The organism is Desulfobaculum xiamenense, from assembly GCF_011927665.1.
GTDB classification, from domain to species: domain Bacteria; phylum Desulfobacterota; class Desulfovibrionia; order Desulfovibrionales; family Desulfovibrionaceae; genus Desulfobaculum; species Desulfobaculum xiamenense.
The window spans coordinates 179,267-202,846 of sequence record NZ_JAATJA010000004.1 but is presented as its reverse complement, the minus strand read 5'-3'; the positions used below and the strand labels follow the sequence as shown (position 1 = coordinate 202,846).

Below are 23,580 nucleotides of genomic sequence, written 5' to 3'. Positions count from 1 at the left end.
TCAAGGTGATACTTCCCCGCCCGGGTTTCCTCGGGCGGGGATTCTGTTTATAACAGGAAGCCCCGCGAGGCCCGATGTCCGAAGCCACACCCCGCTCCCCATGGTTCGTCTACCTGCTCCGCTGCGCGGACGGGACGCTCTACTGCGGGGTCACCACGGACGTCAGCCGCCGCCTCGGCGAGCACAACGCGGGCACAGGCGCACGCTACACGCGCGGCAGAGGCCCCATCACCCTCGAAGCCTGCGCCCCGTTTCCCGACAGGGCGACCGCCTGCCGCGTGGAATACGCGATAAAGCAGCGCCCGGCGACCGACAAGGTCGCCTCCCTCGAACAAATGCATCACGCCCTCGGTTGCGGCTTATCCGCGCCCAGCGGCATTTCGGAGTGACACGTGTCCAATCCAGCTCTTGCCAAGGAAATTCAGCGCGAGGTCGCCAAGCGGCGCACCTTCGGCATCATCAGCCACCCGGACGCGGGTAAGACGACCCTCACCGAAAAGCTTCTGCTCTTCGGCGGCGCCATCTCCATGGCCGGAACCGTCAAGTCCCGCAAGGCCTCCCGCTACGCCGTCTCCGACTGGATGGCCATGGAGCGCGAGCGCGGCATCTCCGTGACCTCCTCGGTCATGAAGTTCGAATACGAGGGCTTCGAGATCAACCTCCTCGACACCCCCGGCCACGCCGACTTCTCGGAAGACACCTACCGCGTGCTCACCGCCGTGGACTCGGCCCTCATGGTCATCGACTCCGCCAAGGGCGTCGAGACGCAGACCAAGAAGCTCATGGACGTCTGCCGCCTGCGCGACACGCCCATCATCAGCTTCATCAACAAGATGGACCGCGACGGCCTCGAACCCTTCGATCTGCTGGCCGACATTGAGCAGAACCTGAAGATCGAATGCACGCCGCTCACGTGGCCCATCGGCATGGGCAAGGAATTCCGCGGCACCTACAGCCTCGTCGACAACAAGCTGCACCTGTTCAGCGCCGACCACGGCGGGCGCATCCAGCAGGGCATCGTCTTCGACGGCGCGGACGATCCGCGCCTCGACGAGTACCTCGGCCGTCAGGCCCAGCAGTTGCGCGACGACATCGAACTCATCTCCGGCGCGGCCAACCCCTTCGACAAGGAACGCTACCTGCGCGGCGAGCAGACGCCCGTGTTCTTCGGCAGCGCCATCAACAACTTCGGCGTGCAGGAACTGCTGGACAACTTCATCCGCCTCGCCCCCGGCCCCGGTCCGCGCCCCACCACCACCCGCGAGGTGGAGCCGACCGAAACCGACTTCAGCGGCGTGGTCTTCAAGATTCAGGCGAACATGGACCCCCGCCACCGCGACCGCATCGCCTTCATGCGCATCAACTCGGGCAAGTTCGTCCGAGGCATGAAGGTCATGCACCACCGCATCGGCAAAGAAATCCAGATCAAGGACGCCACCATCTTCATGGCGCAGGACCGTTCCGGCGTGGACGTGGCCTACCCCGGCGACATCATCGGCATCCACAACCACGGAACCATCAAGATCGGCGACACCTTCACCGATCGCGAGTCGCTCAAGTTCACGGGCATCCCCAACTTCGCACCCGAGCACTTCCGCCGCGTGCGCCTCAAGGACCCCATGAAGGCCAAGCAGCTCCAGAAGGGCCTCCTGCAGTTGGCCGAGGAAGGCGCTGTGCAGCTCTTCCGCCCGCTCACCAACTCCGACTACATCATGGGCGCGGTGGGCGTGCTCCAGTTCGAGGTCATCGTCGCCCGCCTCAAGGACGAGTACAACGTCGACGCGGCCTACGAGCCGGTCAACCTGCACACCGCCCGCTGGGTCAGCGCCAAGGACACCAAGACGCTCGACACCTTCCGCAAGAACTACATGGGCGATCTCGCCGAGGACGCGCAGGGCGAACTCGTCTTCCTGCCCAACAGCATGTGGCGGCTTGAATCCACCACCGAGCGCTGCCCCGAGATAACCTTTGCCAAGACCCGCGAGCACAACTAGGCTTGAGGCACCAAAGCCCAGCCCCAGCGTGAAAACCGGGCAGGAACCACAAAGAAAAGTACAATGATGGATATAACCAAGTATCAGTGCAAGATCGGCAAGGACGAGATCATGGCCCTGCCCCTTCGGGCATGGGACGGTGATACCGTCCTCGTCAACAGACCGGAACAGGTCGCCGAGGCCATTGCGGCCCTCTCGGCCGACCCAACCCTCGGCTTCGACACGGAGTCCCGCCCCGCGTTCCGCAAGGGCAAGTACTATCCGCCGTCGCTCGTGCAGTTGGCCACGGCCTCCTGCGTCTACATCTTCCAGCTCTCGCGCATGGAGTTCCCGCAGGAACTGTGCGACCTGCTCGCCAACCCCGGCATCGTCAAGACCGGCGTGGCCGTGCGCGACGACATCAAGGACCTCCAGCGCATCCGCGACTTCAGCGAGGCCGGTTTCATCGACCTCGGCGTCGTCGCGCAGGACCTGAAGCTCGAAACCCACGGCCTGCGAAACCTCGCCGCAAAGTTCCTCGGCTTCCGCATCTCCAAAAGCGCCCGCTGCACCAACTGGGCAAACCTGCGCCTCACCCGCCAGCAGATCGCCTACGCCGCAACCGACGCATGGGTCTCGCGCGAAATCTACGTCTCCATGCACCAGAAGGGCCTCCTCAACCACCTGCAATAGTCCACCTTCCCTCTCCTCCGACGGGCTCACGCCCACACAAGCGAACCCCCCGCAGCCGCATGGCTCGGGGGGTTCGCTTGTGTAATGCCTCCGGCGGCCGGGCTCTGCCCGGACCCGGTCAAGGGGGTGACCCCCTTGACAATCCTCACTAGGGCTTCGTCGCGCAAAGCCGTACGGCTCGCCAAGGGCACCCACGTCCATCGCATATCGGGGGTCCAGGGGGCCAGCGGCCCCTTGGCCGGCGGAGCCTACGTCTTGCACCCGTCATCGAACGATACGGTCGGGCTACTGCGCCATGAGCGATACGGTCGGCCACACCAACAACAAAAAGGGCCGCCCTGCATATGCGGGGCGGCCCTTGAACATCGATGAGAAAACGAAAGACCTAGGCCTCGTCGTAGAGCTTCTGGAGAATCTCACGGGCACCTGCGTCGAGGACGCGGCGGGCGAGGTCGAGGCCGAGGTCGAAGGCCTCGGCTGCGGGACCGGAGACCTCCATGCGAATGGGGGCGGTGCCGTCCACGTCGCACACGAAGCCGGTGAGGGTGACGGTGCCGCCATCGAGGGTGGCGTGGGCCGCGATGGGCACCTGACAGCCGCCGTCGAGTCCGGTGAGGAATCCGCGCTCGGCCTGCACGGTGATGCGCGATTCGCCGTCGTTGAGGAAGGCGAGGAGTTCGGCCATGGGGCCATCCTGCGCATACTCGATGCCAAGCGCGCCCTGCGCCACGGCCGGAATGAAGGCGGGCGGAGCGAGGCGAGACATCTTCGGCGCGGACAGACCGAGTCTGCGGATGCCAGCGGTGGCCATGACAATGGCGTCGTACTGGCCTTCGATGAGCTTGCGCAGGCGGGTATCGACATTGCCGCGCAGATCGAGGACTTCGAGGTCCGGACGCAGCGCGAGGAGCTGTGCGCGGCGGCGCAGGGAGCTGGTGCCGACCTTCGCGCCTTTGGGGAGTTCGTCGAGGCTGCCGTAGTGAACGGACAGCAGGGTGTCGGTATTGTCCTCGCGCTTGGGATTGACGCCGACGACGAGGGATTCGGGAAGCTCGACGGGAACGTCCTTCATGCTGTGCACGGCGAGGTCGGCGCGACCGTCGAGAAGCGCCTCCTCGATTTCCTTCACGAAGAGTCCCTTTCCGCCAACCTTGGCGAGGGGGACGTCGAGAATCTTATCTCCGGTGGTCTTGATTTCGAGCAGATCGACGGAGATTCCGGGATACTGGGCAAGCAGGCAATCGCGGATGTGATTGGCCTGCCAAAGGGCGAGCTTGCTGCCACGGGTGGCGATGGTGATGTTCTTCATGGTGCTGCGGTGGGGTTGAGGTACGAAAGAGCCGGAGGCGTCCGTCGGGACGCCCCCGGCCCGGTGGAAATCATGTCGCCGCGCGGACTAGTGTCCGCAGGTGGAACAGCTTCCGCCAGAGCAACCGGCACAGCCGCCGCCGGAGGACGAGGACGCGGAGCCGACGCTACCGCCGCCGGGGGTCTTGAACCGGCAGCAGCTCATGAGTTGTTCGGTCCTGTCGGAGCCGCAGGAAGGACATTTCACCTTCGCGGAGCCGATGACAAGCTCCTCGAACTCCTGTCCGCACTTTTCGCATCTGAATTCATGAATGGGCATGGTTCCTCCCGTGTATCACGGACTCGTGACGGTCTAGTCCTCGTCCAGATAGGATGTCAGTTCGACAACGGCCTCGAAGAGATAGTGGTCCACCAACTGGCAGAGCAGATGCTCCACGGCGAGGTGCACCTCCTGAATGAGGGGCGTGTGCTCGTGCGGGACCAGAATGAGATGGTCGCACAGGCTGGCCATTTCTCCGCCGCTACGGCCGGAAAGGCCGATGGTGACGACGCCCTTCTCGCGGGCGGCCTTGAGCGCGCGGATGAGGTTGGCGCTGTTGCCGGAGGTGGAGATGGCCAGCAGCATGTCGCCCGCAAGCCCGAGGGCCTGCACCTGCTTTTCGAAGACCTGGTCGAATCCGTAGTCGTTTCCGATAGCGGTAAGCACGGAGGTGTCCGTGGTCAAGGCTATTGCGGGCAATGGCGGGCGTTCCATCAGGAAGCGGTTGACGAATTCCCCGGCGACATGCTGCGCGTCGGCTGCAGAGCCGCCGTTTCCGGCGATGAGCAGCTTGCCGCCGCGCGCCATGCATACGGCGATGCGGCGGGCCACGTCGACGATCCTGTCGGCGTTGTCGCGAAAGAATTCCTCGCGCAGGCGTGCGCCGTCCGCGGCGTGTTCCAGAACGATGGAGCGAGCGTCTTCGGCCATGAGATGGTTCCTTTTTGCGTGTCTGCGCCGCGAGTGCGACGCTGCGTCCTGTCAGCTATCCCATTTGGGGGCTCATGACAATAACCACCGCAGCCCGAAAAGCAAGCATGCGAAATGCTCCGGAACGTCTTTTTGCAAAAATGCATGCACGGGATGCAATGGATGATGTTTGCCCGCCGCAGGCTGCATTTTGGGCATCGATATGCTGTGTGTTCAATCAATCAACATGCGGAACACCAGTTTTGCAGCCATGATTTCCATTTTTGAACATTATGTCTGCTTTTGTTTTTAGACAAATTCAGGTAAAGACTCTGCACGCTTTAGTGGATGTATCCCTTTTTCCAATGCAGGAGGTTTTCAATGAGAAGATGCGTGCTTTTGGCATTGGCAGCCGTCTTTCTCCTGTCCGGAGCAGCGTTCGCTGGTGACACGCTGAAGATCGGCTTCAACATTCCCCTGACAGGCGATATCCCGAAAGTCGGCGAATCGTCGCGCAACGCCGCCGAGATGCTCAAGGAGGACATCAACTCCGCGGGCGGTCTCGAAGTGGGCGGAAAGAAGTACAAGCTGGAGTTCATCTACGAGGACAACGAGTCCAAGGCCGAATCCGCGGTCAACGTTGCGCTCAAGCTCATCGAGCGCGACGAGGTTCTGGCCATCGTCGGCCCGAACTCCTCCAAGCAGGCCGTGCCCGCCGGTGGCACCTGCGACGACAACCGCACGCCCATGATCTCGCCGTGGTCCACCAATCCGGACACCACGTACGAGCGTCCGTGGGTGTTCCGCGCCGCGTTCCTCGATCCCTTCCAGGGACCGGTGGCCGTGAACTTCGCCGCCAAGCAGTTCGGCGCGAAGACCGCTGCGGTCATCTTCGACATTTCCAACGACTACTCCAAGGGCCTCGCCGAAATCTTCCGCGACGTGTGGGAGAAGAAGATGGGCGCAGGCACCGTGGTGGCCTTCGAGTCCCACGGCACCAAGGATCAGGACTTCTCGGCCCAGCTGACCAAGATGCTGGCCGCCAAGCCCGACTTCATCTTCATCCCGGACAACTACAATCAGGTCGCGCTCATCATCAAGCAGGCGCATGACCTCGGTTGGACCGGTCCCTTCATGGGCTCCGACGCGTGGGGTTCGGCAGAGCTGATCGACCTGTGCGGCAAGGACTGCGTGGGCCAGTACTTCTCCACCCACTACGCCGCCGCTGGCGCCAAGGGCGCAACCAAGGAATTCATCGACCGCTTCGCCGCCAAGTACGGCTACATCCCGGACGACGTGGCTGCCCTGACGTGGGATTCCACCCGTCTGGTGCTGCAGGGCATTCAGGAAGCCGGCGAGGTGAAGTCCTCCGTGACCAAGATGCGCAAGGCCATCCGCGACGCGCTGGCCAGCATCACCCAGTTCGACGGCATCACCGGTTCCATGAAGTTCGACGAGCAGGGCGACCCGATCAAGTGCGCCGTGGTCGTGCGGATCAACGAGAACGGCGAGTTCGTATTTACCGAGCAGGTCTGCCCCGAGTAGGCCGCGCGGTTCGTGATGTGAGAGAAAACGGCGGCGGGGGCGCGCTCCCGCCGCCACGACGAAAGAACATCGTGCGTGCCGCCGAAGGGCGGCGTCCCGCTTGCGGACGGCTGGGGGGCCGGATGCCTGCGGGAAGGAGGAACCTCAGGCCGTGGAATTTCTCATCCAGAACATATTCAATGCATTGCAATGGGGCAGCTTCTACGCGCTCATCGCGCTGGGCTACACGCTGGTCTACGGCGTGCTGCTGCTCATCAACTTCGCGCACGGCGACATCTTCATGGTCGGCGCGTACATCGCCTTCTTCGTGACGGCGTTCCTCTTGGGCGACTTCGGCGGCATGGCCAGCGGTGCACTGCCGGGCTGGGCCATACTGGCCCTTGCCGTGCCGCTCACCATGGCGCTCACGTCCTGCGTGGGCGTAACGCTGGAGCGCATCGCCTACCGCCCGCTGCGGCGCAAGGGCGCACACCGTCTCTATGTGGTCATCACCGCGCTCATGTGCGGTCTGGTCCTCGAAAACGGCAACCTCGCCCTGCTCGGCGCAAGCCGCAAGAAATTTCCCGAGCTGGTGGACAAGGCCATATGGACCTTCGGTGAGGTGTCCGTGACCAACCTGAAGGTCGCGGTCATCGTGGCGGCTGTGGCGGTCTTTCTCATTCTCCAGACCATCGTCACCCGCACGAAGATCGGCATGGCCATGCGCGGCATCTCCTACGACAAGTTCGCCATCCCGCTGATGGGCATCCCCGTGGACTCCATCATCGTGTTCACCTTCGTGCTGGGGTCCGGATTCGCCGGACTGGCAGGCCTGCTGTTCGCCATGAGCTATCCCATCCTCGAACCCTACATGGGGGCGCTCATCGGCTGGAAGGCCTTCATCGCCGCCGTCGTTGGCGGCATCGGCGACATCCGTGGCGCGTTCCTGGGCGGATTCCTGCTCGGGTTCATCGAGATCGGCGTGGCCGCCGTCTTCCCCTCCACTCTGCGCGACCTGCTGGCGTTCTCCATCCTGCTGGTCATCCTGTGGTGGAAGCCGACCGGATTGTTCGGCGTGGCCAAGACGACCAAGATCTAACCCCAAGCAGGCGGTACGCTTCCAATGCAGAAATACACGTTCAACGCGGTGCTGGCCATGGGGGCCATCGTCATCGTGGCCCTGTCGTACTACGAGGTGCTCGACCTCTACGTGCAGACCGTGCTCATGCTCATGGGCATCAACATCATCCTCTCGGCAAGCCTCAACCTCGTGAACGGCTACATGGGCGAGTTCTCCTGCGGCCACGCGGGCTTCATGTGCGTGGGCGCCTACGTGTCCTCGCTGGTGACGGTCATCCTGTTCACCAAGGACAAGGTCTTCGGCGCTCCCGTGCTCGACCCCGAACTCGCGGTGTGGTTCTTCCCCGTGGCCATCGGCATCGGCGCGGCCGTCGCCGCGCTGACAGGGCTCATCGTGGCTCTGCCCTCGTTCAAGACCCGTGGCGACTATCTGGCCATCATCACCATCGCGGCCAACTACATGGTCATCTCCGCCATCGAGAACATGGATTTCATCGGCGGCCCGCGCGGCTTTCAGGGCATGAAGCGTGTGGTCAACTCCATGACCGACGTCATTGACATCCCGTGGATGATGATCTGGATCATCGTCGGCACGGTCTTCTCGGTGTGGCTGCTGCGGCGCTTCGTCTCTTCCACCTACGGCAAGGGCATCATCGCCATCTGTCAGGACGAGGTTGCGGCGGAGATCATGAGCGTCGACACCAACAGGATGAAGCTTGCGGCGTTCATGCTGTCGTCGGGCCTCGCCGGTCTGGCGGGCGGTCTGTTCGCCCACGTCTACGGCTACATCAATCCGCAGTCGTTCAACATCCTGAAGTCCACCGAGTGTCTGGTCATGGTCTACCTCGGCGGCATGGGATCGCTTTCCGGCTCCGTGCTTTCGGCGGTGCTGTTCACGCTGCTCATCGAGGCCCTGCGGTTCTTCATCCCGGAACTCAACGCCATGATGCACGGCATCGGCATCCTGCCCGACTCCTACGAGATCGGACAGGTGTGGAAGTGGGTCATCATCCCGATGGTCCTCATCCTGCTCATGCAGTTCAGGCCCGAAGGCATTCTGGGCAACAAGGAACTTGCCGACGTGTTCCCGCGGCTGCGCAAGTTCTACTCCTTCAAGTAACGGAGACCGCACGCCATGGCGCTACTCGAAATATCCAATCTCACCCAGAAGTTCGGCGGACTGCAAGCCGTCTCGGACTTCAACGTGTCCATCGAGGAAGGTTCGCTGGTGGGACTCATCGGTCCCAACGGCGCGGGCAAGACGACCATCTTCAACCTCACCTCCGGCTTCTACCAGCCCACCGAGGGGCACATCGTCTTCAACGGCCGCGACACCCGGGGCCTTCGGCCCCATCAGATCACCGGCCTCGGCATCGCCCGGACCTTCCAGAACATCCGCCTGTGGCACGACATGAGCGTGCTCGACAACATCCGCGTGTCGCAGCACTACCGCATGGGCTACAACGTGTGGGACGCCTTCCTGCGCACCCGCCGCTACGTCGAGGCCGAGCGCGGCATCGACTCCATCGCATGGGACCTGCTCGATGCCATGGACCTGCGCGACTACGCCAACGAGCTGCCAAAGAACCTCCCCTACGGTCTCCAGCGCCGGGTGGAGATCGCCCGGGCCATGTCCATCCGCCCGAAGCTTCTGCTGCTGGACGAGCCCGCCGCAGGCCTGAACTCCGCCGACGTGGAGGACCTCATCCGCCTCGTGGGCTGGATTCATCGCGAATTCAACATCACCATCTGGATGATCGAACACCAGATGAAGGTGGTCATGTCCCTGTGCTCCGAAATCAAGGTCATCGACTTCGGAGCGACCATCGCCGAGGGCACCCCGGACCATATCCAGTCCGACCCCACGGTCATCAAAGCCTATCTGGGAGACGAGAATATCTGATGCTGCTCTCCGTCAAAGATCTCTACGTCAAATACGGCAATATCGAGGCCCTGCACGGCATCTCCTTCCACGTGGACGAAGGGGAGATCGTCACGCTCATCGGCTCCAACGGCGCGGGAAAGTCCACCACGCTGCACTCCATCATGCGCCTGCCCCCGCCGGAGGCCCCCCGCGTGACCTCGGGCGACATCGCCTTTCGCGGCGAATCCATCCTCGGCATGGCCCCGCACACCGTCGTCTCGACGCTGCACATGGCGCTGGTGCCCGAGGGACGCCACATCTTCGGCAACCTCACCGTCATGGAGAACCTGACGCTGGCCACCTACGCCCGCAAGGACGCCCACGGCGCACAGCGCGACCTCGAACGCGTGTTCGAGCTGTTCCCCAGGCTGGCCGAACGCCGCAGGCAGCGTTCCGAATCGCTGTCCGGCGGCGAGCAGCAGATGCTGGCCGTGGGCCGCGCGCTCATGTCCGGGTGCAACTTCATCCTGCTCGACGAGCCGTCCATGGGCCTTGCGCCGCTACTCATGTACGACATGTTCCGCACGCTCAAGCGCCTCAATCAGGACGGCATGACCATCCTGCTCGTGGAGCAGAACGCGCGCCTCGCCCTCCAGTTCGCGCATCGCGGCTATGTCATCGACACGGGCGAGATCGTGGCCGAGGGCACGGGGCTGGAGCTGCTGGACAATCCAGAGGTCAAGAAGGCCTACCTCGGCGGCTGATCGCCACACTTCGCACTCATGCGCAAAAAGGCGCTCCGATCCTTGCGGGTCGGAGCGCCTTTCGCATTTCATAAAGATGATGGCAGCTCGATCAGCTCACGGAACCGCTGCTCATGAACGACGCCCCCTTCGCGGGGATGCCGGGATGGCCAGGGGAGCCGGACTTCTTCTGCATGGCCTTGTTCAACTGCTCCTGAAGCACGGCCAGCTCCGCCCGCTTGGCGGCAATGGCCTTTTCCTTGAGTTCTGAATCCATATCGCTCTTTTCGAGCTTCTGGATTTCCTGCTTCACGCGCTCGATCTGCTTCTTGATGGACTCGATGAGCTCCTCCACGGCGTCCTGCGACTCCGCCTCCTTGGAACCGGCGGGACCAGCCACGGCCGCGCCAGCCCCCTTGGCCCCGGAATCCTTGCCCTCGGCATCGCCCCCCTGGGGTTCCTTCTGCGCGGAGGACTGCTCGGCGAGCCTGCGGCCCTCCGGAGAGATGACGACGGAGTCGCCCTGCGCCGCGTCGGGCACGGCGGAATCTGGCTCCACACGGTCCGTCTCAAGGCGGGGCGTGGTGCCCATCTGAAAGGCCGGTTCCAATGTGCCGGGAATGATGCTCATATCATCCTCCTCGGGAATAATTCTTTGCCAATACATTTTACTTTATCGGCACCGCACCGCAAATGTTTAGTGCGCGGCCAAAAGGTCCCCCCGGAGCCAACGGACCGCGACGACACGTCGCGCCGAAGCGACACCGCCATGCGCATGAACGAAAAAGGCGCTTTGCCCCATGTAGGGACAAAGCGCCTGTCACAATTCGAAAATGTAGACGCGCGCCGATCAGGTCAGCGAACCGCGCTTCATGAAGGATGCCCCAGCGGACGAACCGCCGGAGGTCTCAGTCTTCTCCTGCATGACCTTGTTCAGCTGTTCCTGCAACGAGGCTAGCTCCGAGCGCTTTGCCGCGAGCATCTTCTGCTTCTGTTCGGGATCCATGTCGCCCTCCTCAAGCTGCTGGATCTCCTGCTTCACGCGTTCGATCTGCTGCTTGAGGGACTTAATGAGCTGTTCCACGGCATCCTGCGAAGACGCTTCATCCTTACCCGCCGCCTGCGCCATATTCACACTGGCGCCCTTGCCCTGCCCGGCCTCCTCGGCGAGCTTGCGCGCCTCTGGAGAAATATCCACGGTATCGCCATGGTCTTCGGAACCGGCACCCTCGGCGCGGTTCCGCCCGGTTTCAAGACGGGGCGTCGCCCCCATGCGCAGTGCGGTATCCAGCGTTCCGTTAGAAATATTCATGAATATCCCCCTAGAAAAATCTTCGAGGTGCCTTTTCGGCCTTTTCACCACAAAGATTAGGTGCCGTCCGCTTTTTTTTGCGCACTCGCCTTGGACAGCATCCCCGTATGTGTGGAATAGTCGAAATGGAAAAGCGCGATCCATCGTCCGCATGGAGGGGGCATGCCCGGCATCGAGAAGATACAGGTCATCCGAGGCGTCCACTGGGTGGAGGTTCCGGCCGCGAACCTGCGCATCCTATGCGGCTGTCCGGCCGACAGCGTGAAGCACCTCATGAAGCGCGGCATCATCCAGCCGCGCAGAAAGGATGGCGTGGCCTACGAAACCGGTCCCAACGCCATTCTGCTCTCGGACGTCATGGTCCAGAGCGGCTCCTTCTCCAATCTCGCCGAATTCCCAGTGCTCCAGATGCTCTACCGGCAGGGCATGCTCCTGCCGGGGCATCCCAACAACACGGGCGAAAAACCGCTCATCATCGGCTCGGACTCACAGGTCCGCGCGCAGATGAACTATATCCATCGCGGCAACTACGGCCTCGTCAGCGAGGAGGAACTAGTGGCCGCAGGCGTACCGCGCAGCCGGGCTCGCGAACTCATGCGCATGAAACTGCGCTTCGCCTTCGGACAGATCCGCCACCCAAGCGAACTGCTGGACAAATGCGTCATCGGGGCCGACCCCGTAGAGATTCGTCCCGGCGTCACCATCCGCAGGCTGCGGCTCAACGTCTTCGAAATCGCCGCGGACAGCGAATCCGTCACCGTGGACCTCAACATGCCCCACAACGCCGCCTACGAAGCCCCCTATCCCCTCGGATTCCACGACATCGACCGTCAGTACTTCGCCGTGGTCCACTCCGGCTGCGGCGACGGCTGGGACATCAACCGCCCGGCCATGGCGTCCATCATCATGTTTCAGGGGCGCATCTACCTCATCGATGCCGGGGCGAACATCCTGCACAGCCTCACGGCGCTCGGCATCGGCATCAACGAGATCGAAGGCGTCTTCCACACCCACGCCCACGACGACCACTTCTGCGGACTGGCCACCCTCATGCGCAGCGACCACCGCATCCGCTACTACGCAGTGCCCCACGTGCGCGACTCGGTTGCCCGCAAGCTGGCCGCGCTGGTGGACCGCGACGTGGACGACTTCGCGCTCTACTTCGAGCCGCACGACCTCGTGGAAGGCGTGTGGAACGACATCGAAGGCCTCGAAGTGCGCCCGGCGTTCTCCCCGCATCCGGTGGAGACGACCATCATGTACTTCCGCGCGCTGGCGGGGGACGGCTACCGCTCCTACGCCCACCTCGCGGACATCGCCAGCCTGTCCGTCCTGAAGGGAATGATCGTGGACGACGAATCGCCGGGCATATCGCCCACCATGTACGGACGCGTGCTGGAGGACTACATCACCCCGGCGGACCTCAAGAAGATCGACATCGGCGGCGGGCTCATCCACGGCAACGCCGAGGACTTCGCCGAGGACAGCTCGGGCAAGCTAGTGCTCGCCCACGTGGCCCGCGACCTGACCGGCCGCGAGAAGGAAGTCGGCTCCGGCGCGCCCTTCGGCATGACGGACGTGCTCATCCCAGGGCATCAGGACTACGTGAAGATGTTCGCCTTCTACGCCCTACAGACCTACTTCCCCTCCGTGCCACGCCATCAATTGAAGATGCTCATGAACAACGACGTGGTCACCTTCAATCCGGAGTCCATCCTACTGCGCAAGGGCACCGTCCCCTCGGCCATCTTCCTCATCCTGACCGGTGCCGTGGAAATGCTCGACACCACGAGCGAGGTGCACAACATTCTCTCCGCAGGCGGGCTGGTCGGCGAAATCGCCGGCATGGTCCGCGCGCCCGTGCAGGAGACCTTCCGCGCCATGAACTTCGTGCGCGCCCTGCGCATCCCAAGCACGCTGTATTTGGAATTCGTGCGCAGGGGCGGGCTGTACCACGACATCGAGCGCCTTCAGGATCGCCGGGACTTCCTCCAGAAGAGTTGGCTCTTCGGCGAGTCGCTGTCGTACCCGGTTCAAAACATCGTCGCCAACGCCATGACGCCGGAGTCCCTCACGTCGGGGACGGACATCCTGCGTGGACGCACTGACAGGCGCGAGCTGTTTCTCGTGCGGGAAGGGGAGGTCGAGGTTCTCATCGGCGGCAATGTTCTGGAAACGCTCGGCTTCGGCGATTTCTTCGGCGAGGGCAGCGTACTGTTCAACACCCCCTGCGTGCACCGGGTCCGCTCGGTGAACGCCGTGCAGCTCTTCCGCATCACGCACGACGTCATCCTCGACATCCCCATTGTGCGCTGGAAGCTCTTCGAGACCTACGAGCGGCGCATGAAGCTCATGCTCAACCCGGAGCTGGTGGGGGGGTCCATCTTCCAGTGGCGCGACGAATACGCAACGGGCGTGCCCGCCATGGACGCCCAGCACAAGGAACTGCTGCTCGCCGCGGACAGGGTCTACCACGCCTTGATTCAAGGCCGCTCCCGCGCGGACCTCGAAGAATTCGTCAATTTCCTCGTCGCGTACGCCAAGGCCCACTTCGACGACGAGGAACAACTCATGCGCGAGCACGACTACCCGGACCTCGAAACCCACCACCGCCACCACATGCGGCTCATGGAGGAGGTCGAGGCGCACCTCGCGGCCTTCCGCTCCGGAGAGCTTCAACTCGACGCGGAATTCATGGAATTCGTCAAGGACTGGCTCATCAACCACATCCTGCTCGATGACCGTCAGTACGGCAACGCCTTCGGCACGCCCCGCACGGACTGACCGCCGTCACCCCGCAACCGATGCGGCATTCTCCCGGCGCAGGCGGACCATGAAACCCGCAATGCGCAGGGCTTCGTCCGGCAGACCCGCGAACTGCCCGTGCAGATGCCTGCGGGCGATGGCTGGCGCGTCGAAGTGCGAGGTGGACAGCACCTCGGCGCGCAGGCCATCCTGCGCGAGCATCGAGAGCACCTCGTCCATGCGCAGGCGGTTGGTGTAGAACCCAGCCTCGGCCACACCCGGCCGCTCCCAGAATCCGTCGCCAAAGCGCAGGTTGTTCAACCCACCGCCCAGATGATCGCGCAGATCCACCTGATGCGTCGCCGTTCCGCCCGGACGCAGGATGCGCGACAGCTCCCGCGAGATGTCCGCGAACTGCGCCCGACGCACATGCTCCAGCACCGCATTGGAAAAGAGAAAGTCCACGCAGGCGTCGGGCAGTTCCCGCAGGCTTGCGAGCCCGTGCGTGAGGTAAATGGCGTTGGCGCGGCGCAGATAATCATTGCGGTCCGCATAACACTCCTCAAGGCCGAGGGCCGTGGCGAGGCGGTCGTAGACCAACGGATCGCCATCCGCGAAATCTCCGACGTCGACGAGAATGGTCCGCGCCGAACCACGGGTGCGTGCAATGAGCGCGCTGGACAGGGCGTCGCCGCAGCCCAGTTCGAGGCAGACGAATCCCGGCCCGCCGTTGTAGTGGGCGAAATGCCTGTCGAACACGGCTATGGCATGGTTCGGGTCGTCCATGGCCCCGTGCCGGAACAGCCCCACCCTGCGCCACAGGCCGTAGTCTATCCCAAGGGGCCGCAGGGCCAGCTTCGCACCCATCCTCGCCCACCATGGAATGCCCATGTCCACCTCCGTGTCCAACGTGTCGCGGTCAATGGTTCCAATGTATTGCAGGTTGCACCCGGCCCGTCAACGCGGAACGCCCCCGGCGCACAACGCAAGCGGCCCGCCATCCGGAGATGACGGGCCGCGAAATGCCTATGCCGAGCGATGCCTAGTGGACGACGCTCACGCCAGCCTGCTCGAAGCTGGCCATTTCGTTGTAGATATTGACCGCGCCGCGCAAAACGCCCATGGCCACGGCGGCACCTGTGCCCTCGCCGAGGCGCAGCCCCAGATGGAGCAGGGGCGTCGCGCCCATGGCCTGCATGGCGCGCCCATGCCCCGGTTCCGCCGAGGCGTGGCTGAACACGCAGTAGTCCTCGGCGGCAGGACACATCTTCCACGCGGCTGCGTAGGCCGCCGTGGAGATGAAGCCGTCCACCACCACGAGGCAGCGATTCTTCGCCGCACCGAGGATGAGCCCCGCCAGCGTAGCGATCTCGTAACCGCCAAGCGCCGCGAGGATGCGCAAAGGATCGCCGCTGTCCACGGCGGCGGCATTGACGGACAGCGCCCTGCGGATGACGGCGGCCTTGCGCTCCACAGCCTGCGGGGACAGTCCCGTTCCGGGACCGGCCAGTTCCTCGGGTTCGAGGCCGAAGTACGCGCAGTACATGGCCGTGGACGGCGTGGTGTTGCCGATGCCCATCTCGCCGGTGCCGATGACGCGCACGCCCTCGGCATGTGCCGCATCGGCGAGGTCCAGACCGAGCAGTAGCGCAGAAAGGCACTGCTCCTCGCTCATGGCCGGGCCAACGGCGAGGTTGGCCGTTCCGGGCGCGACCTTGCGCTGGATGAGCTGCGGATGCTCCGGAAAGGTTCCGCCCGCGCACCCGGCGTCCACCACGCGCAGATCGATGCCATAGGTGCGGGTGAGCACGTTGATGCCCGCGCCGCCGTTCAGGAAATTCAGCACCATCTGACGGGTGACCTCCTGCGGCGACGCGCTCACGCCCTCGGCAGTCACGCCATGATCCCCGGCCACGGTGTAGATGCGGGCCGGATCGACAACGGGGGTCCCGCCGCCCTGAATGCAGAAAACCTTCGCCGCCAGATTCTCCAGCACCCCGAGGCTGCCGCGCGGCTTGGTCAGATTGTCCAGATGATGGCGGGCAAGCGGCTCAAGGGCCGGGTCCACCGGGCAAATGGCCGCGATGGCGGCCGAAAGGCGTTCCTTCATGTACATGCTCCTCGGTTGCGCACGGGACAGGACGGGATTCCCCGGCTCTGCGCATGCTGGAAATGGAATACATGCGCCCGTGTGAAATTGCAAAATTCATTGCCGCCATCAGGCATTGACAGTGGAAAACGAGTGTATATCGTGTCTCGTGCATACGGGTGGGACGCCCCGGCCTGCATCGTCATCCGGGCACTAGGACGCTGCGTATGCAACCGGACGCGCTCATGGTCCATCCATCCGCAACCGGACGCAGAAATAACGCAAAAACACCGGCGAATGCCGGTCGAAAGGAGTTCCCCATCATGACGAGCCAGCTGAAGACGGCTCTGCTGCTTGGGCTGCTGACAGCCCTCATCCTTCTGCTTGGCGGCGCCATGGGCGGCCGCGGCGGACTCTATGTCGCCTTCGTCCTCGCACTGGTGATGAACGTCGGCAGCTACTGGTATTCGGACCGCATGGTACTGGCCATGTACGGCGCGCGCGAGCTCTCGCCCGCAGACGCCCCGGCCCTGCACGCCATGGTCGAGGAACTCGCCCACAACGCGGGCGTGCCCAAGCCCCGCGTGGCCCTCATCCCGCAGGACGCCCCCAACGCCTTCGCCACCGGACGCGACCCCCAGCACGCTGTGGTGGCCGTGACGCAGGGCATCATGCGCCTGCTCTCCCCCGAGGAGCTGCGCGGCGTGCTGGCCCACGAGATGGCCCACGTCGCCAATCGCGACATCCTCATCCAGAGCATCGCAGCCACCCTCGGCGGCGTCATCATGTACGTGGCCAGCATGATCAAGTGGGCCGCCCTGTTCGGCTTCGGCGGGCGCGACGAGGAAGGCGAGGGGTCCAACCCCATCGTCGCCATCGCGCTGGCCATCGTGGCCCCCATCGCGGCCATGCTCATCCAGATGGCCATTTCCCGCTCCCGCGAGTACCTCGCCGACGAAACCGGCGCGCGCATCTCCGGCACCCCGCTGTATCTGGCCTCCGCGCTGGAGAAACTCACCACGTGGAGCCAGCAGGTGCCCATGCACGACGGTAGCCCGGCCACGGCGCACATGTTCATCGTCAATCCCTTCACCGGACAGCAGCTCGCCAACCTGTTCAGCACCCATCCTCCGGTCGAGGAACGCGTGAGCAGACTTCGGGCCATGGCGGGCGGACGGTAACTCCATGCGTCATCTCCTGCGAGCCGTTCTCGTGGCGGTGGCCTGCGTCCTCGCGGCGCACCCCGCCACCGCCGAAGACGTGGCGGTGGCGACCACCGCTCCCGTCGCCGACGACCTGCGCATGACGCCCATCGTGCGAGCGGTGCAGACCGTGGCCCCGGCCGTGGTCAACATCACCTCCGCCCGCGTGGTCGAGCGTGACGCCAACCCCTTCGGCGGGCTCATCGACGAACGGCTCATGAACCCGCTCCTGCGCGATTTCCTCGCCCCGCGCGGAACACGCCGCTACACTTACCAGAGCCTCGGCTCCGGCGTCATCATCGACGGCCACAAGGGCCTCGTACTTACCAACGCCCATGTCATAATGGGAGCCACCGCCATCAGCGTGCGCCTGCTCGACGGACGCAGCTTTCCGGCGGAGCTGGTCGGCTCCGACCCGGACTTCGACCTCGCGGTGTTGCACCTCGAAAACGCCGGAGACCTTCCGCAGGTAGCGCTTGGGCATTCCAACGACCTGCTCATCGGCGAGACGGTCATCGCCATCGGCAATCCCTTCGGCTTCTCCAACACCGTGACCACGGGCGTCATCTCCGCCCTCGGCCGCACCGTGCGCACCGAGCACGGCGCATACACGGACTTCATCCAGACCGACGCGGCCATCAACCCCGGCAACTCGGGCGGCCCGCTCCTCAACATCCACGGGGAGCTCATCGGCGTGAACACGGCCATTCAGGCCGACGCCGAGGGCATCGGCTTCGCCATTCCCATCGACAAGGCCCAGCGCGTGGTGGACGAACTCGTCAACGAAGGCGCGGTCCAGCCGGTATGGCTTGGCGTGTCCGGCCAGAGCGTGGACCAGCCCACGGCCAGCTATTTCGGGCTGGACGCCGTGCGCGGGCTGCTGGTCACCGAGATATTCCCCGACACGCCCGCCGCCGATGCCGGTCTGCGCCCGGGAGACCTCATCCTGTCCGTGGACGGCAACGCCGTCGAGGACAAGGAGCACTATCTCCAGCTCCTGCGCAACTACACCCGCGGCGAGACCATGCGCCTCAAGGTGCTGCGCGGCGGCGAAACGTTGAGCGTGACGGCCGAGCTTCGCCCCTTCCCCATGGACCGCGCGCTCAAGCTGGCGTGGGACCGCTGGGGCGTCGAAGTGCGGGAGGTTCCGGGCGGCGGTCTCGGTGTGGAGCGCATCCGCCACGGCAGCCCCGCGCAGACCCTCGGCCTTCGCGCCGGGGACACCCTGTTGAAGATGGGCGGCATGCGCCTCGTCCGGATGCAGGATTTCGTTCATTCCTTCATGCGCTACCGCATGCAGAATTCCCTGCTGCTTCTAGTGCAGCGGGGCGAGCGTGGCTACTACGTACGGCTTCGGATATAGCGCCCACGCGCCGTTACGGTCAGCCATGGCCGGAAAGACGCGGCGCAGCGTGTCTTGCTGTTTCCTAAGCCTTGACACGTGGGTAGGCAGGCGATATTCGGTTGTGCCTGGATGACGCGCCGTTTGCACATCCAGGCTTTCCTCGCCCCCATTCGGGGCGGGTAGGGAGAAAGCATTACCTTTCGGCGACGGAAGGGAAAATCCAATTGGAGGTATACGATGGGTTACAAAGTTACTGTTGACGTGGACAAGTGTGTCGGCGACGGCGAATGCGTGGACGTGTGCCCCGTTGAGGTGTACGAGCTCCAGGATGGCAAGGCTACGCCCGTGAACATGGAAGAGTGCCTGGGCTGCGAGTCCTGCGTGGAAGTCTGCGAGCAGGACGCCATCACCGTCGAGGAAGAGTAGTCTTACTCTTTCGCGATTCGCGACAGATGTTTTTTCAGAGGGAGCGGTGCCGGCACGTACCGCTCCCTTTGTCGTATCAAGGGACCGGCAAGGCCCCATCCCGCCGGACTTTGCTCTTTTTTTCGCGTTCGGGACTCGACAATCCGCAATCTGAACTTACCCTTCAGACCGTTGGACCAAACGCAAGCGTTCGGGCATAGCGGCCCGGATTCAGGGTGGAGTAGACCATGGAACTTGATTTCTCCGATATTTTCGAAAAGTACGAAGCCCTTGTCGCCGACGTGGACAAGGTTTTCGCCCACGTGCAGGCCGAGCACGGCGACTGCGTGAAGTGTAGCGTGGGCTGCAGCGACTGCTGCCATGCCCTCTTCGACTTGAGCCTCGTCGAAGCCCTCTACCTCAACACGAAGTTCAACGAACGCTTCGCCGGACAGGAGCGCAGCGACATCCTCGACCGCGCCGACGAGGCAGACCGCCAGACCTACAAGATCAAGCGCGAAGCCTTCAAGGCCTCCCGCGAGGGTGCCCTCGCCTCGGAAATCATGGATATGATCGCCAAGGCGCGCGTCCGCTGCTCCCTGCTCAACGACGAAGGCAAGTGCGACCTCTACGACTCCCGCCCGGTGACCTGCCGTCTCTACGGCGTGCCCACCGCCATCGGCGGCCGCGCGCACACCTGCGCCAAGGCAGGCTTCGAGCCCGGCAAGCAGTACCCCACCGTGCGCATCGAAAAGATTCAGGACCGGCTCATGGAGCTGTCCCGTGAAATCGCCGATGCCGTCGAATCCTCCTACGACCAGCTTTCCGAAATGCTCGTCCCGCTGTCCATGTCCCTCATGAACACCTACGACGCCGAATTCCTCGGCGCGGGCAGCAAGAAGAACGACGCACCCGCGGCCGCAGCGCCCGCGCAGCCGACCGCACCCGCTCCGGGAGCCGTCGCCGCCGAGGCCCTCTCCGGCAAGTCGTGCAGCACCTGCGGCGAAAAGCCCGGCTCCAGCGCCTGCGACACCTGCGGCGGCGGAACCGTCTGGGAAATCGGCGCATCCCCGGAGAGAAAGTAGATGCCAGCGCTCACGCCCGAACAGGAAGAACAAAAACGCCTGATGTACGACAAGATGTCGCCGCGCAGGCGGAAGTTCATCGACAAGATCGGCTACGACAACTGGGATCCCTTCCAGATCCCCTTCGAGCCCATGGACATCCGCCGCGACGAGACCAACCGTACCATCGAGGGACTCGTGAAGCAGTTCCTGCGTGAGCGGGGACAGCAGATCAAGGTCGGCGCCAGCTACAGCCGGGGCGCTCTCGAAGTGGCAATGGGTATCGTCAACAAGGACGAACGCTACCGGGCCATGTACGATTTCTGCGTGTGGTATTCTGAACTCCTGCGCCGCGAGGGCAAAGGGGAGATGAACTGGGAGTGGAAGTAATTCCCGGCGTTATGCGACCGGATAACCAAGGATACGAACATGACGACGCAAGCCAAGAACGTTGACGAGTATATTGCCGAACTCAGGTCCCAGATCGAGACCAACCCCCAGTGTGCGAGCCACCACTACAATCTCGGCGTCGCCTACCTGCACAAGCGCATGTGGCAGGAAGCCGAAAAGGCCTTCCGCGAGGCAGTGGACAACTCGCCCCGCATGGCCGAAGCCTATGTCCAGCTCGGCGGCATCTGCCTCCAGCGCGGCGACATCGACGGCTGCCTCAACATGAACAAGATCGCCAAGGACTGCCGCCCGCAGTTCGCCGTCCCCTTCGCCAACCTCGGCTTCTGCTACCTCCAGAAGGGCGACGTGGACCGCGCCATCGTCTACCTCAAGAAGGCCGTCAACCGCGATCCCGACTACGTGCAGGCCCTGTCCACCCTCGGCAGCGCCTACATCATGGACAAGCAGTTCGACGAGGCCGAGGCCCAGCTGCGCAAGGCCCTCGATCTCGCCCCCTCCTTCGGACCGGCATGGAACAACCTCTGCCTGCTCGAACTGGAGCGCGGCGACAAGGCCAAGGCGCGCGAACACGCCGACAAGGCCCGCGAGAATGGCTTTGCCGTGGCCGATGAGATCATGAAGGAACTCGGAGCCGAACAAGCCTAGAGGAGGCCGACATGGGCGGCTTTCGAAAGCTGAAGGAACAGGTGCGCCTCGTCCTCTCCGCCGACGACTGGAGGGACAGGGCAAAGGAACTCGACGCGCAGCCCACGGCCGCGCTCGTGGGCCCGCTGTTCTCGCTGCTTCTGGCCCCGCGGGAGGACGTGCGCTGGCGCGCCGTGACGCTCCTCGGGGCCACCGTGGCCCGCATGGCCACGCAAGACATGGAAGCCGCCCGCGTCGTCATGCGCCGCTTCATGTGGCACATGAACGAGGAATCCGGAAACGTGGGCTGGGGCATTCCCGAGTCCATGGCCGAAACCATGGCCCGCCACGAAGGCCTCGCCCGCGAGTTCCACCGCAAGCTCGCGTCCTACGTCCAGTGCCTCGACTGCCTGGGCGACGACAACTACATGGACCACCCGCCACTGCGACGGGCGGTCTACTGGGGACTGGGACGCCTCGCGCAGGTGCGGCCGGAACTCGTTCGTCACGCGCTACCGGACCTCCTGAAGGCCCTCATCAGCGAGAACGACCCCGCGTCGCGAGGATTCATCTGCTGGACCATCGGGCTGGTCGGGGAACCCGAGCACGCCGCCGCACTGGAGTCGCTTCTGCGTGACGCCTCCCCTGTGGACCTGTTCCGCGACGGCGAACTGGAACACACCACCCTCGGCGCTCTGGCCGCCGAGGCGCACACGGCACTGACCCGGCAAAGCCCCCTTCAGTGAATGATACAAGGAGATTTCCATGAAGGACGATAGGGGCCTCTACTACTATCCGAGCATGCAGACCCACGACGTGCGCATGTACGTCCGCGAAACGCCCGACGGAGACATCGAATTCCGCATGTGGCACAAGGACATGCCCCACGTCTGGGAAACCCACGAGTGGATTCCCATCGACGTGGTCAAGGCCGCGGCCGTGCAGTACGGCCACCCGGACCGCAATCCCATGGGACTCTATGACCTCGAAGTCGCCAAGCGCCTCATCCGTGAGGACCGCGTGCACCTCTGCTAGACTCCCCCGCTTCCGCCGACCACAAAGCCCCCGCCGCCCAGCGCCGGGGGCTTTTTCATGCCGCATGGCGCGCAGCGTGCCACCGTCGCCGCAGGCGCAACCGCTGCGCGGGGCAAGGCCTTCGGCGACCGGGGCGCTGCCCCGGACCCGCTCAAGGCCCGTGGGCCCTTGAGAATCCCAACATGGGTTTCGTCGCGCAAAGCCACACGGCGCGCCACAGGCAAACGGCCCATCGCATGTCGGGGGTCCAGGGGGCCAGCGGCCCCGTGGCCAGCGGAGCTAGCGGCTTGCATGCGTCAATGAACGAAACGGCTAGCCACTGCGCCAACCGCTGCGCGGCAAAACGCACGTTGGCGAAAATTCCCTGTTGACTTCTTATTGATAACGGTTACTATTAATCACAAGGACAACATCCCGCGTCGCCGCATTCGAAAATGGCAAGGTATTCACACGCTGCGGGCGGCCACGAGGCCGCCCGGCGGGAGCGGGAGCAAAGTCCTCGAAGGCGGCCGGGCAACCGCCGCCAACCAAAGCCACAAGGAGGACACCATGGGAATGCTCAAGAAGTTCAAGAATATAGAGATAGACTGGGACATGGAACCCGCCGACGCCGTTGCCTACTACCTTGAGTGGGGCAACACCGGATACGGGGGAAGCTACGAGAACCGAGTCCGCAGCAAGAGCGACGTCTCGAACTATTTCATCGTGTACAATTGGGAAGAAAAGCCCAAGGTCTGTCTCGTGAGACGCAATTCCGAGGGCGCGGAAGATTTGGCATGTCTCGTGGTGCCGGACGAGATCGGCCGCCGTTTCCAGCGCGAGGTAGGCCACAACAAGGGCGTCTACCCCATCAACAAGGAAATTCGCGGGTGGCTTGAGCGCGAGATATACGCCTAGCCGCGTGCAACACTGAATCGCCATGGGGGCCGGGATCATCCCGGCCCCCTTTTTTTGCATTGCCCACTGCGTTCGGACAGTTTTTTTGCACAGGACACTGGACGCACACGCACTCATTGGCCGGACGCATGGCATATCCGCCAGCTTCATCCCGGAAAGCGGAGCATGAACGGAATTTCACGCCAGACGCACGAGATGGGAACATTCCGAGCGACGAAAGGGCAGGATGTGCGCATTTGGACAATGTGCACAAGACGCAAAAGGGACGCTCAAACAAGTTCAAAAAAGCGCACATGCTTCATTCCAGACATGGAATG

25 protein-coding genes are annotated in these 23,580 nt (G+C 63.7%); 18 read left to right on the top strand and 7 right to left on the bottom strand.

Annotation, left to right across the window (positions count from 1 at the left end):
• The first annotated feature begins 74 nt into the window (after positions 1 to 74).
• The 3 genes from GGQ74_RS14935 to GGQ74_RS14925 all read left to right on the top strand — a co-directional run bounded on the left by GGQ74_RS14935 (position 75) and on the right by GGQ74_RS14925 (position 2,666).
• Complete coding sequence (locus GGQ74_RS14935) at positions 75 to 389, top strand: GIY-YIG nuclease family protein (protein ID WP_167942396.1); 315 nt, start codon at positions 75 to 77, stop codon at positions 387 to 389.
• Positions 390 to 392: 3 nt separating this feature from the next.
• Entirely contained in the window at positions 393 to 1,994 is a 1,602-nt protein-coding gene (locus GGQ74_RS14930; RefSeq protein ID WP_167942395.1) for a peptide chain release factor 3, read from the top strand.
• A gap of 63 nt (positions 1,995 to 2,057) precedes the next feature.
• Positions 2,058 to 2,666, top strand: coding sequence for a 3'-5' exonuclease (locus tag GGQ74_RS14925; protein WP_167942394.1), 609 nt, complete (start codon positions 2,058 to 2,060; stop codon positions 2,664 to 2,666).
• A 385-nt stretch (positions 2,667 to 3,051) separates the two neighbouring features.
• Here the strand turns inward: GGQ74_RS14925 and hemC are convergent, their stop codons facing one another.
• The 3 genes from hemC to GGQ74_RS14910 all read right to left on the bottom strand — a co-directional run bounded on the left by hemC (position 3,052) and on the right by GGQ74_RS14910 (position 4,944).
• Positions 3,052 to 3,975: a hydroxymethylbilane synthase gene (hemC, locus tag GGQ74_RS14920; RefSeq protein ID WP_167942393.1), complete on the bottom strand. Its 924-nt coding sequence runs from the start codon at positions 3,973 to 3,975 to the stop codon at positions 3,052 to 3,054.
• Positions 3,976 to 4,062: 87 nt separating this feature from the next.
• On the bottom strand, positions 4,063 to 4,293 hold the full coding sequence (locus GGQ74_RS14915; protein WP_167942392.1) for an FmdB family zinc ribbon protein: 231 nt from the start codon (positions 4,291 to 4,293) through the stop codon (positions 4,063 to 4,065).
• 33 nt (positions 4,294 to 4,326) lie between these two features.
• The gene (locus GGQ74_RS14910) at positions 4,327 to 4,944 is read right to left on the bottom strand and encodes a D-sedoheptulose 7-phosphate isomerase (RefSeq protein ID WP_167942391.1); all 618 of its coding nucleotides are present in this window, start codon (positions 4,942 to 4,944) and stop codon (positions 4,327 to 4,329) included.
• A gap of 360 nt (positions 4,945 to 5,304) precedes the next feature.
• On the opposite strand from GGQ74_RS14910, the gene GGQ74_RS14905 reads away from it, so the two are divergent.
• From GGQ74_RS14905 to GGQ74_RS14885, 5 genes are all read left to right on the top strand, one after another.
• Positions 5,305 to 6,468, top strand: a complete 1,164-nt coding sequence (locus GGQ74_RS14905; RefSeq protein ID WP_167942390.1) for an ABC transporter substrate-binding protein — start codon at positions 5,305 to 5,307, stop codon at positions 6,466 to 6,468.
• Between the two features lie 151 nt (positions 6,469 to 6,619).
• The gene (locus GGQ74_RS14900; RefSeq protein ID WP_167942389.1) at positions 6,620 to 7,546 is read left to right on the top strand and encodes an ABC transporter permease subunit; all 927 of its coding nucleotides are present in this window, start codon (positions 6,620 to 6,622) and stop codon (positions 7,544 to 7,546) included.
• A 24-nt stretch (positions 7,547 to 7,570) separates the two neighbouring features.
• A complete protein-coding gene (locus GGQ74_RS14895; protein WP_167942388.1) occupies positions 7,571 to 8,647 on the top strand; it encodes a branched-chain amino acid ABC transporter permease in 1,077 nt (358 codons plus the stop codon).
• 15 nt (positions 8,648 to 8,662) lie between these two features.
• On the top strand, positions 8,663 to 9,430 hold the full coding sequence (locus tag GGQ74_RS14890; protein WP_167942387.1) for an ABC transporter ATP-binding protein: 768 nt from the start codon (positions 8,663 to 8,665) through the stop codon (positions 9,428 to 9,430).
• Positions 9,430 to 10,155 (top strand): ABC transporter ATP-binding protein, encoded by a 726-nt coding sequence (locus GGQ74_RS14885; protein WP_167942386.1) that lies wholly within the window; start codon positions 9,430 to 9,432, stop codon positions 10,153 to 10,155. Before GGQ74_RS14890 ends, GGQ74_RS14885 begins: the two co-directional genes overlap by 1 nt.
• 91 nt (positions 10,156 to 10,246) lie before the next feature.
• Here GGQ74_RS14885 and GGQ74_RS14880 read toward each other — a convergent pair whose 3' ends face one another.
• Together GGQ74_RS14880 and GGQ74_RS14875 are read right to left on the bottom strand one after the other, a co-directional pair.
• The gene (locus tag GGQ74_RS14880; protein WP_167942385.1) at positions 10,247 to 10,765 is read right to left on the bottom strand and encodes a hypothetical protein; all 519 of its coding nucleotides are present in this window, start codon (positions 10,763 to 10,765) and stop codon (positions 10,247 to 10,249) included.
• A 219-nt stretch (positions 10,766 to 10,984) separates the two neighbouring features.
• A complete protein-coding gene (locus GGQ74_RS14875) occupies positions 10,985 to 11,446 on the bottom strand; it encodes a hypothetical protein (protein WP_167942384.1) in 462 nt (153 codons plus the stop codon).
• A 162-nt stretch (positions 11,447 to 11,608) separates the two neighbouring features.
• On the opposite strand from GGQ74_RS14875, the gene GGQ74_RS14870 reads away from it, so the two are divergent.
• On the top strand, positions 11,609 to 14,230 hold the full coding sequence (locus tag GGQ74_RS14870) for a bacteriohemerythrin (RefSeq protein WP_167942383.1): 2,622 nt from the start codon (positions 11,609 to 11,611) through the stop codon (positions 14,228 to 14,230).
• A gap of 6 nt (positions 14,231 to 14,236) precedes the next feature.
• On the opposite strand, the gene GGQ74_RS14865 is transcribed toward GGQ74_RS14870, so the two are convergent.
• Together GGQ74_RS14865 and cobT are read right to left on the bottom strand one after the other, a co-directional pair.
• A complete protein-coding gene (locus tag GGQ74_RS14865) occupies positions 14,237 to 15,082 on the bottom strand; it encodes a class I SAM-dependent methyltransferase (RefSeq protein WP_167942382.1) in 846 nt (281 codons plus the stop codon).
• Positions 15,083 to 15,233: 151 nt separating this feature from the next.
• Entirely contained in the window at positions 15,234 to 16,301 is a 1,068-nt protein-coding gene (gene cobT / locus GGQ74_RS14860) for a nicotinate-nucleotide--dimethylbenzimidazole phosphoribosyltransferase (protein ID WP_167942381.1), read from the bottom strand.
• Positions 16,302 to 16,603: 302 nt separating this feature from the next.
• On the opposite strand from cobT, the gene htpX reads away from it, so the two are divergent.
• From htpX to GGQ74_RS14815, 9 genes are all read left to right on the top strand, one after another.
• The gene (htpX, locus tag GGQ74_RS14855) at positions 16,604 to 17,461 is read left to right on the top strand and encodes a zinc metalloprotease HtpX (protein ID WP_167942380.1); all 858 of its coding nucleotides are present in this window, start codon (positions 16,604 to 16,606) and stop codon (positions 17,459 to 17,461) included.
• 4 nt (positions 17,462 to 17,465) lie between these two features.
• The gene (locus GGQ74_RS14850; protein ID WP_167942379.1) at positions 17,466 to 18,845 is read left to right on the top strand and encodes a trypsin-like peptidase domain-containing protein; all 1,380 of its coding nucleotides are present in this window, start codon (positions 17,466 to 17,468) and stop codon (positions 18,843 to 18,845) included.
• Positions 18,846 to 19,064: 219 nt separating this feature from the next.
• The gene (locus GGQ74_RS14845) at positions 19,065 to 19,253 is read left to right on the top strand and encodes a ferredoxin (RefSeq protein ID WP_167942378.1); all 189 of its coding nucleotides are present in this window, start codon (positions 19,065 to 19,067) and stop codon (positions 19,251 to 19,253) included.
• Between the two features lie 227 nt (positions 19,254 to 19,480).
• On the top strand, positions 19,481 to 20,317 hold the full coding sequence (locus tag GGQ74_RS14840) for a YkgJ family cysteine cluster protein (RefSeq protein WP_167942377.1): 837 nt from the start codon (positions 19,481 to 19,483) through the stop codon (positions 20,315 to 20,317).
• Positions 20,318 to 20,686, top strand: coding sequence for a hypothetical protein (locus GGQ74_RS14835; protein ID WP_167942376.1), 369 nt, complete (start codon positions 20,318 to 20,320; stop codon positions 20,684 to 20,686).
• A gap of 39 nt (positions 20,687 to 20,725) precedes the next feature.
• Entirely contained in the window at positions 20,726 to 21,352 is a 627-nt protein-coding gene (locus tag GGQ74_RS14830) for a tetratricopeptide repeat protein (RefSeq protein WP_167942375.1), read from the top strand.
• Positions 21,353 to 21,363: 11 nt separating this feature from the next.
• Positions 21,364 to 22,077 (top strand): DVU0298 family protein, encoded by a 714-nt coding sequence (locus GGQ74_RS14825; protein ID WP_167942374.1) that lies wholly within the window; start codon positions 21,364 to 21,366, stop codon positions 22,075 to 22,077.
• A gap of 19 nt (positions 22,078 to 22,096) precedes the next feature.
• Positions 22,097 to 22,366, top strand: a complete 270-nt coding sequence (locus tag GGQ74_RS14820) for a hypothetical protein (RefSeq protein WP_167942373.1) — start codon at positions 22,097 to 22,099, stop codon at positions 22,364 to 22,366.
• Positions 22,367 to 22,915: 549 nt separating this feature from the next.
• Complete coding sequence (locus GGQ74_RS14815; RefSeq protein WP_167942372.1) at positions 22,916 to 23,263, top strand: DVU0772 family protein; 348 nt, start codon at positions 22,916 to 22,918, stop codon at positions 23,261 to 23,263.
• Positions 23,264 to 23,580: the final 317 nt, after the last annotated feature.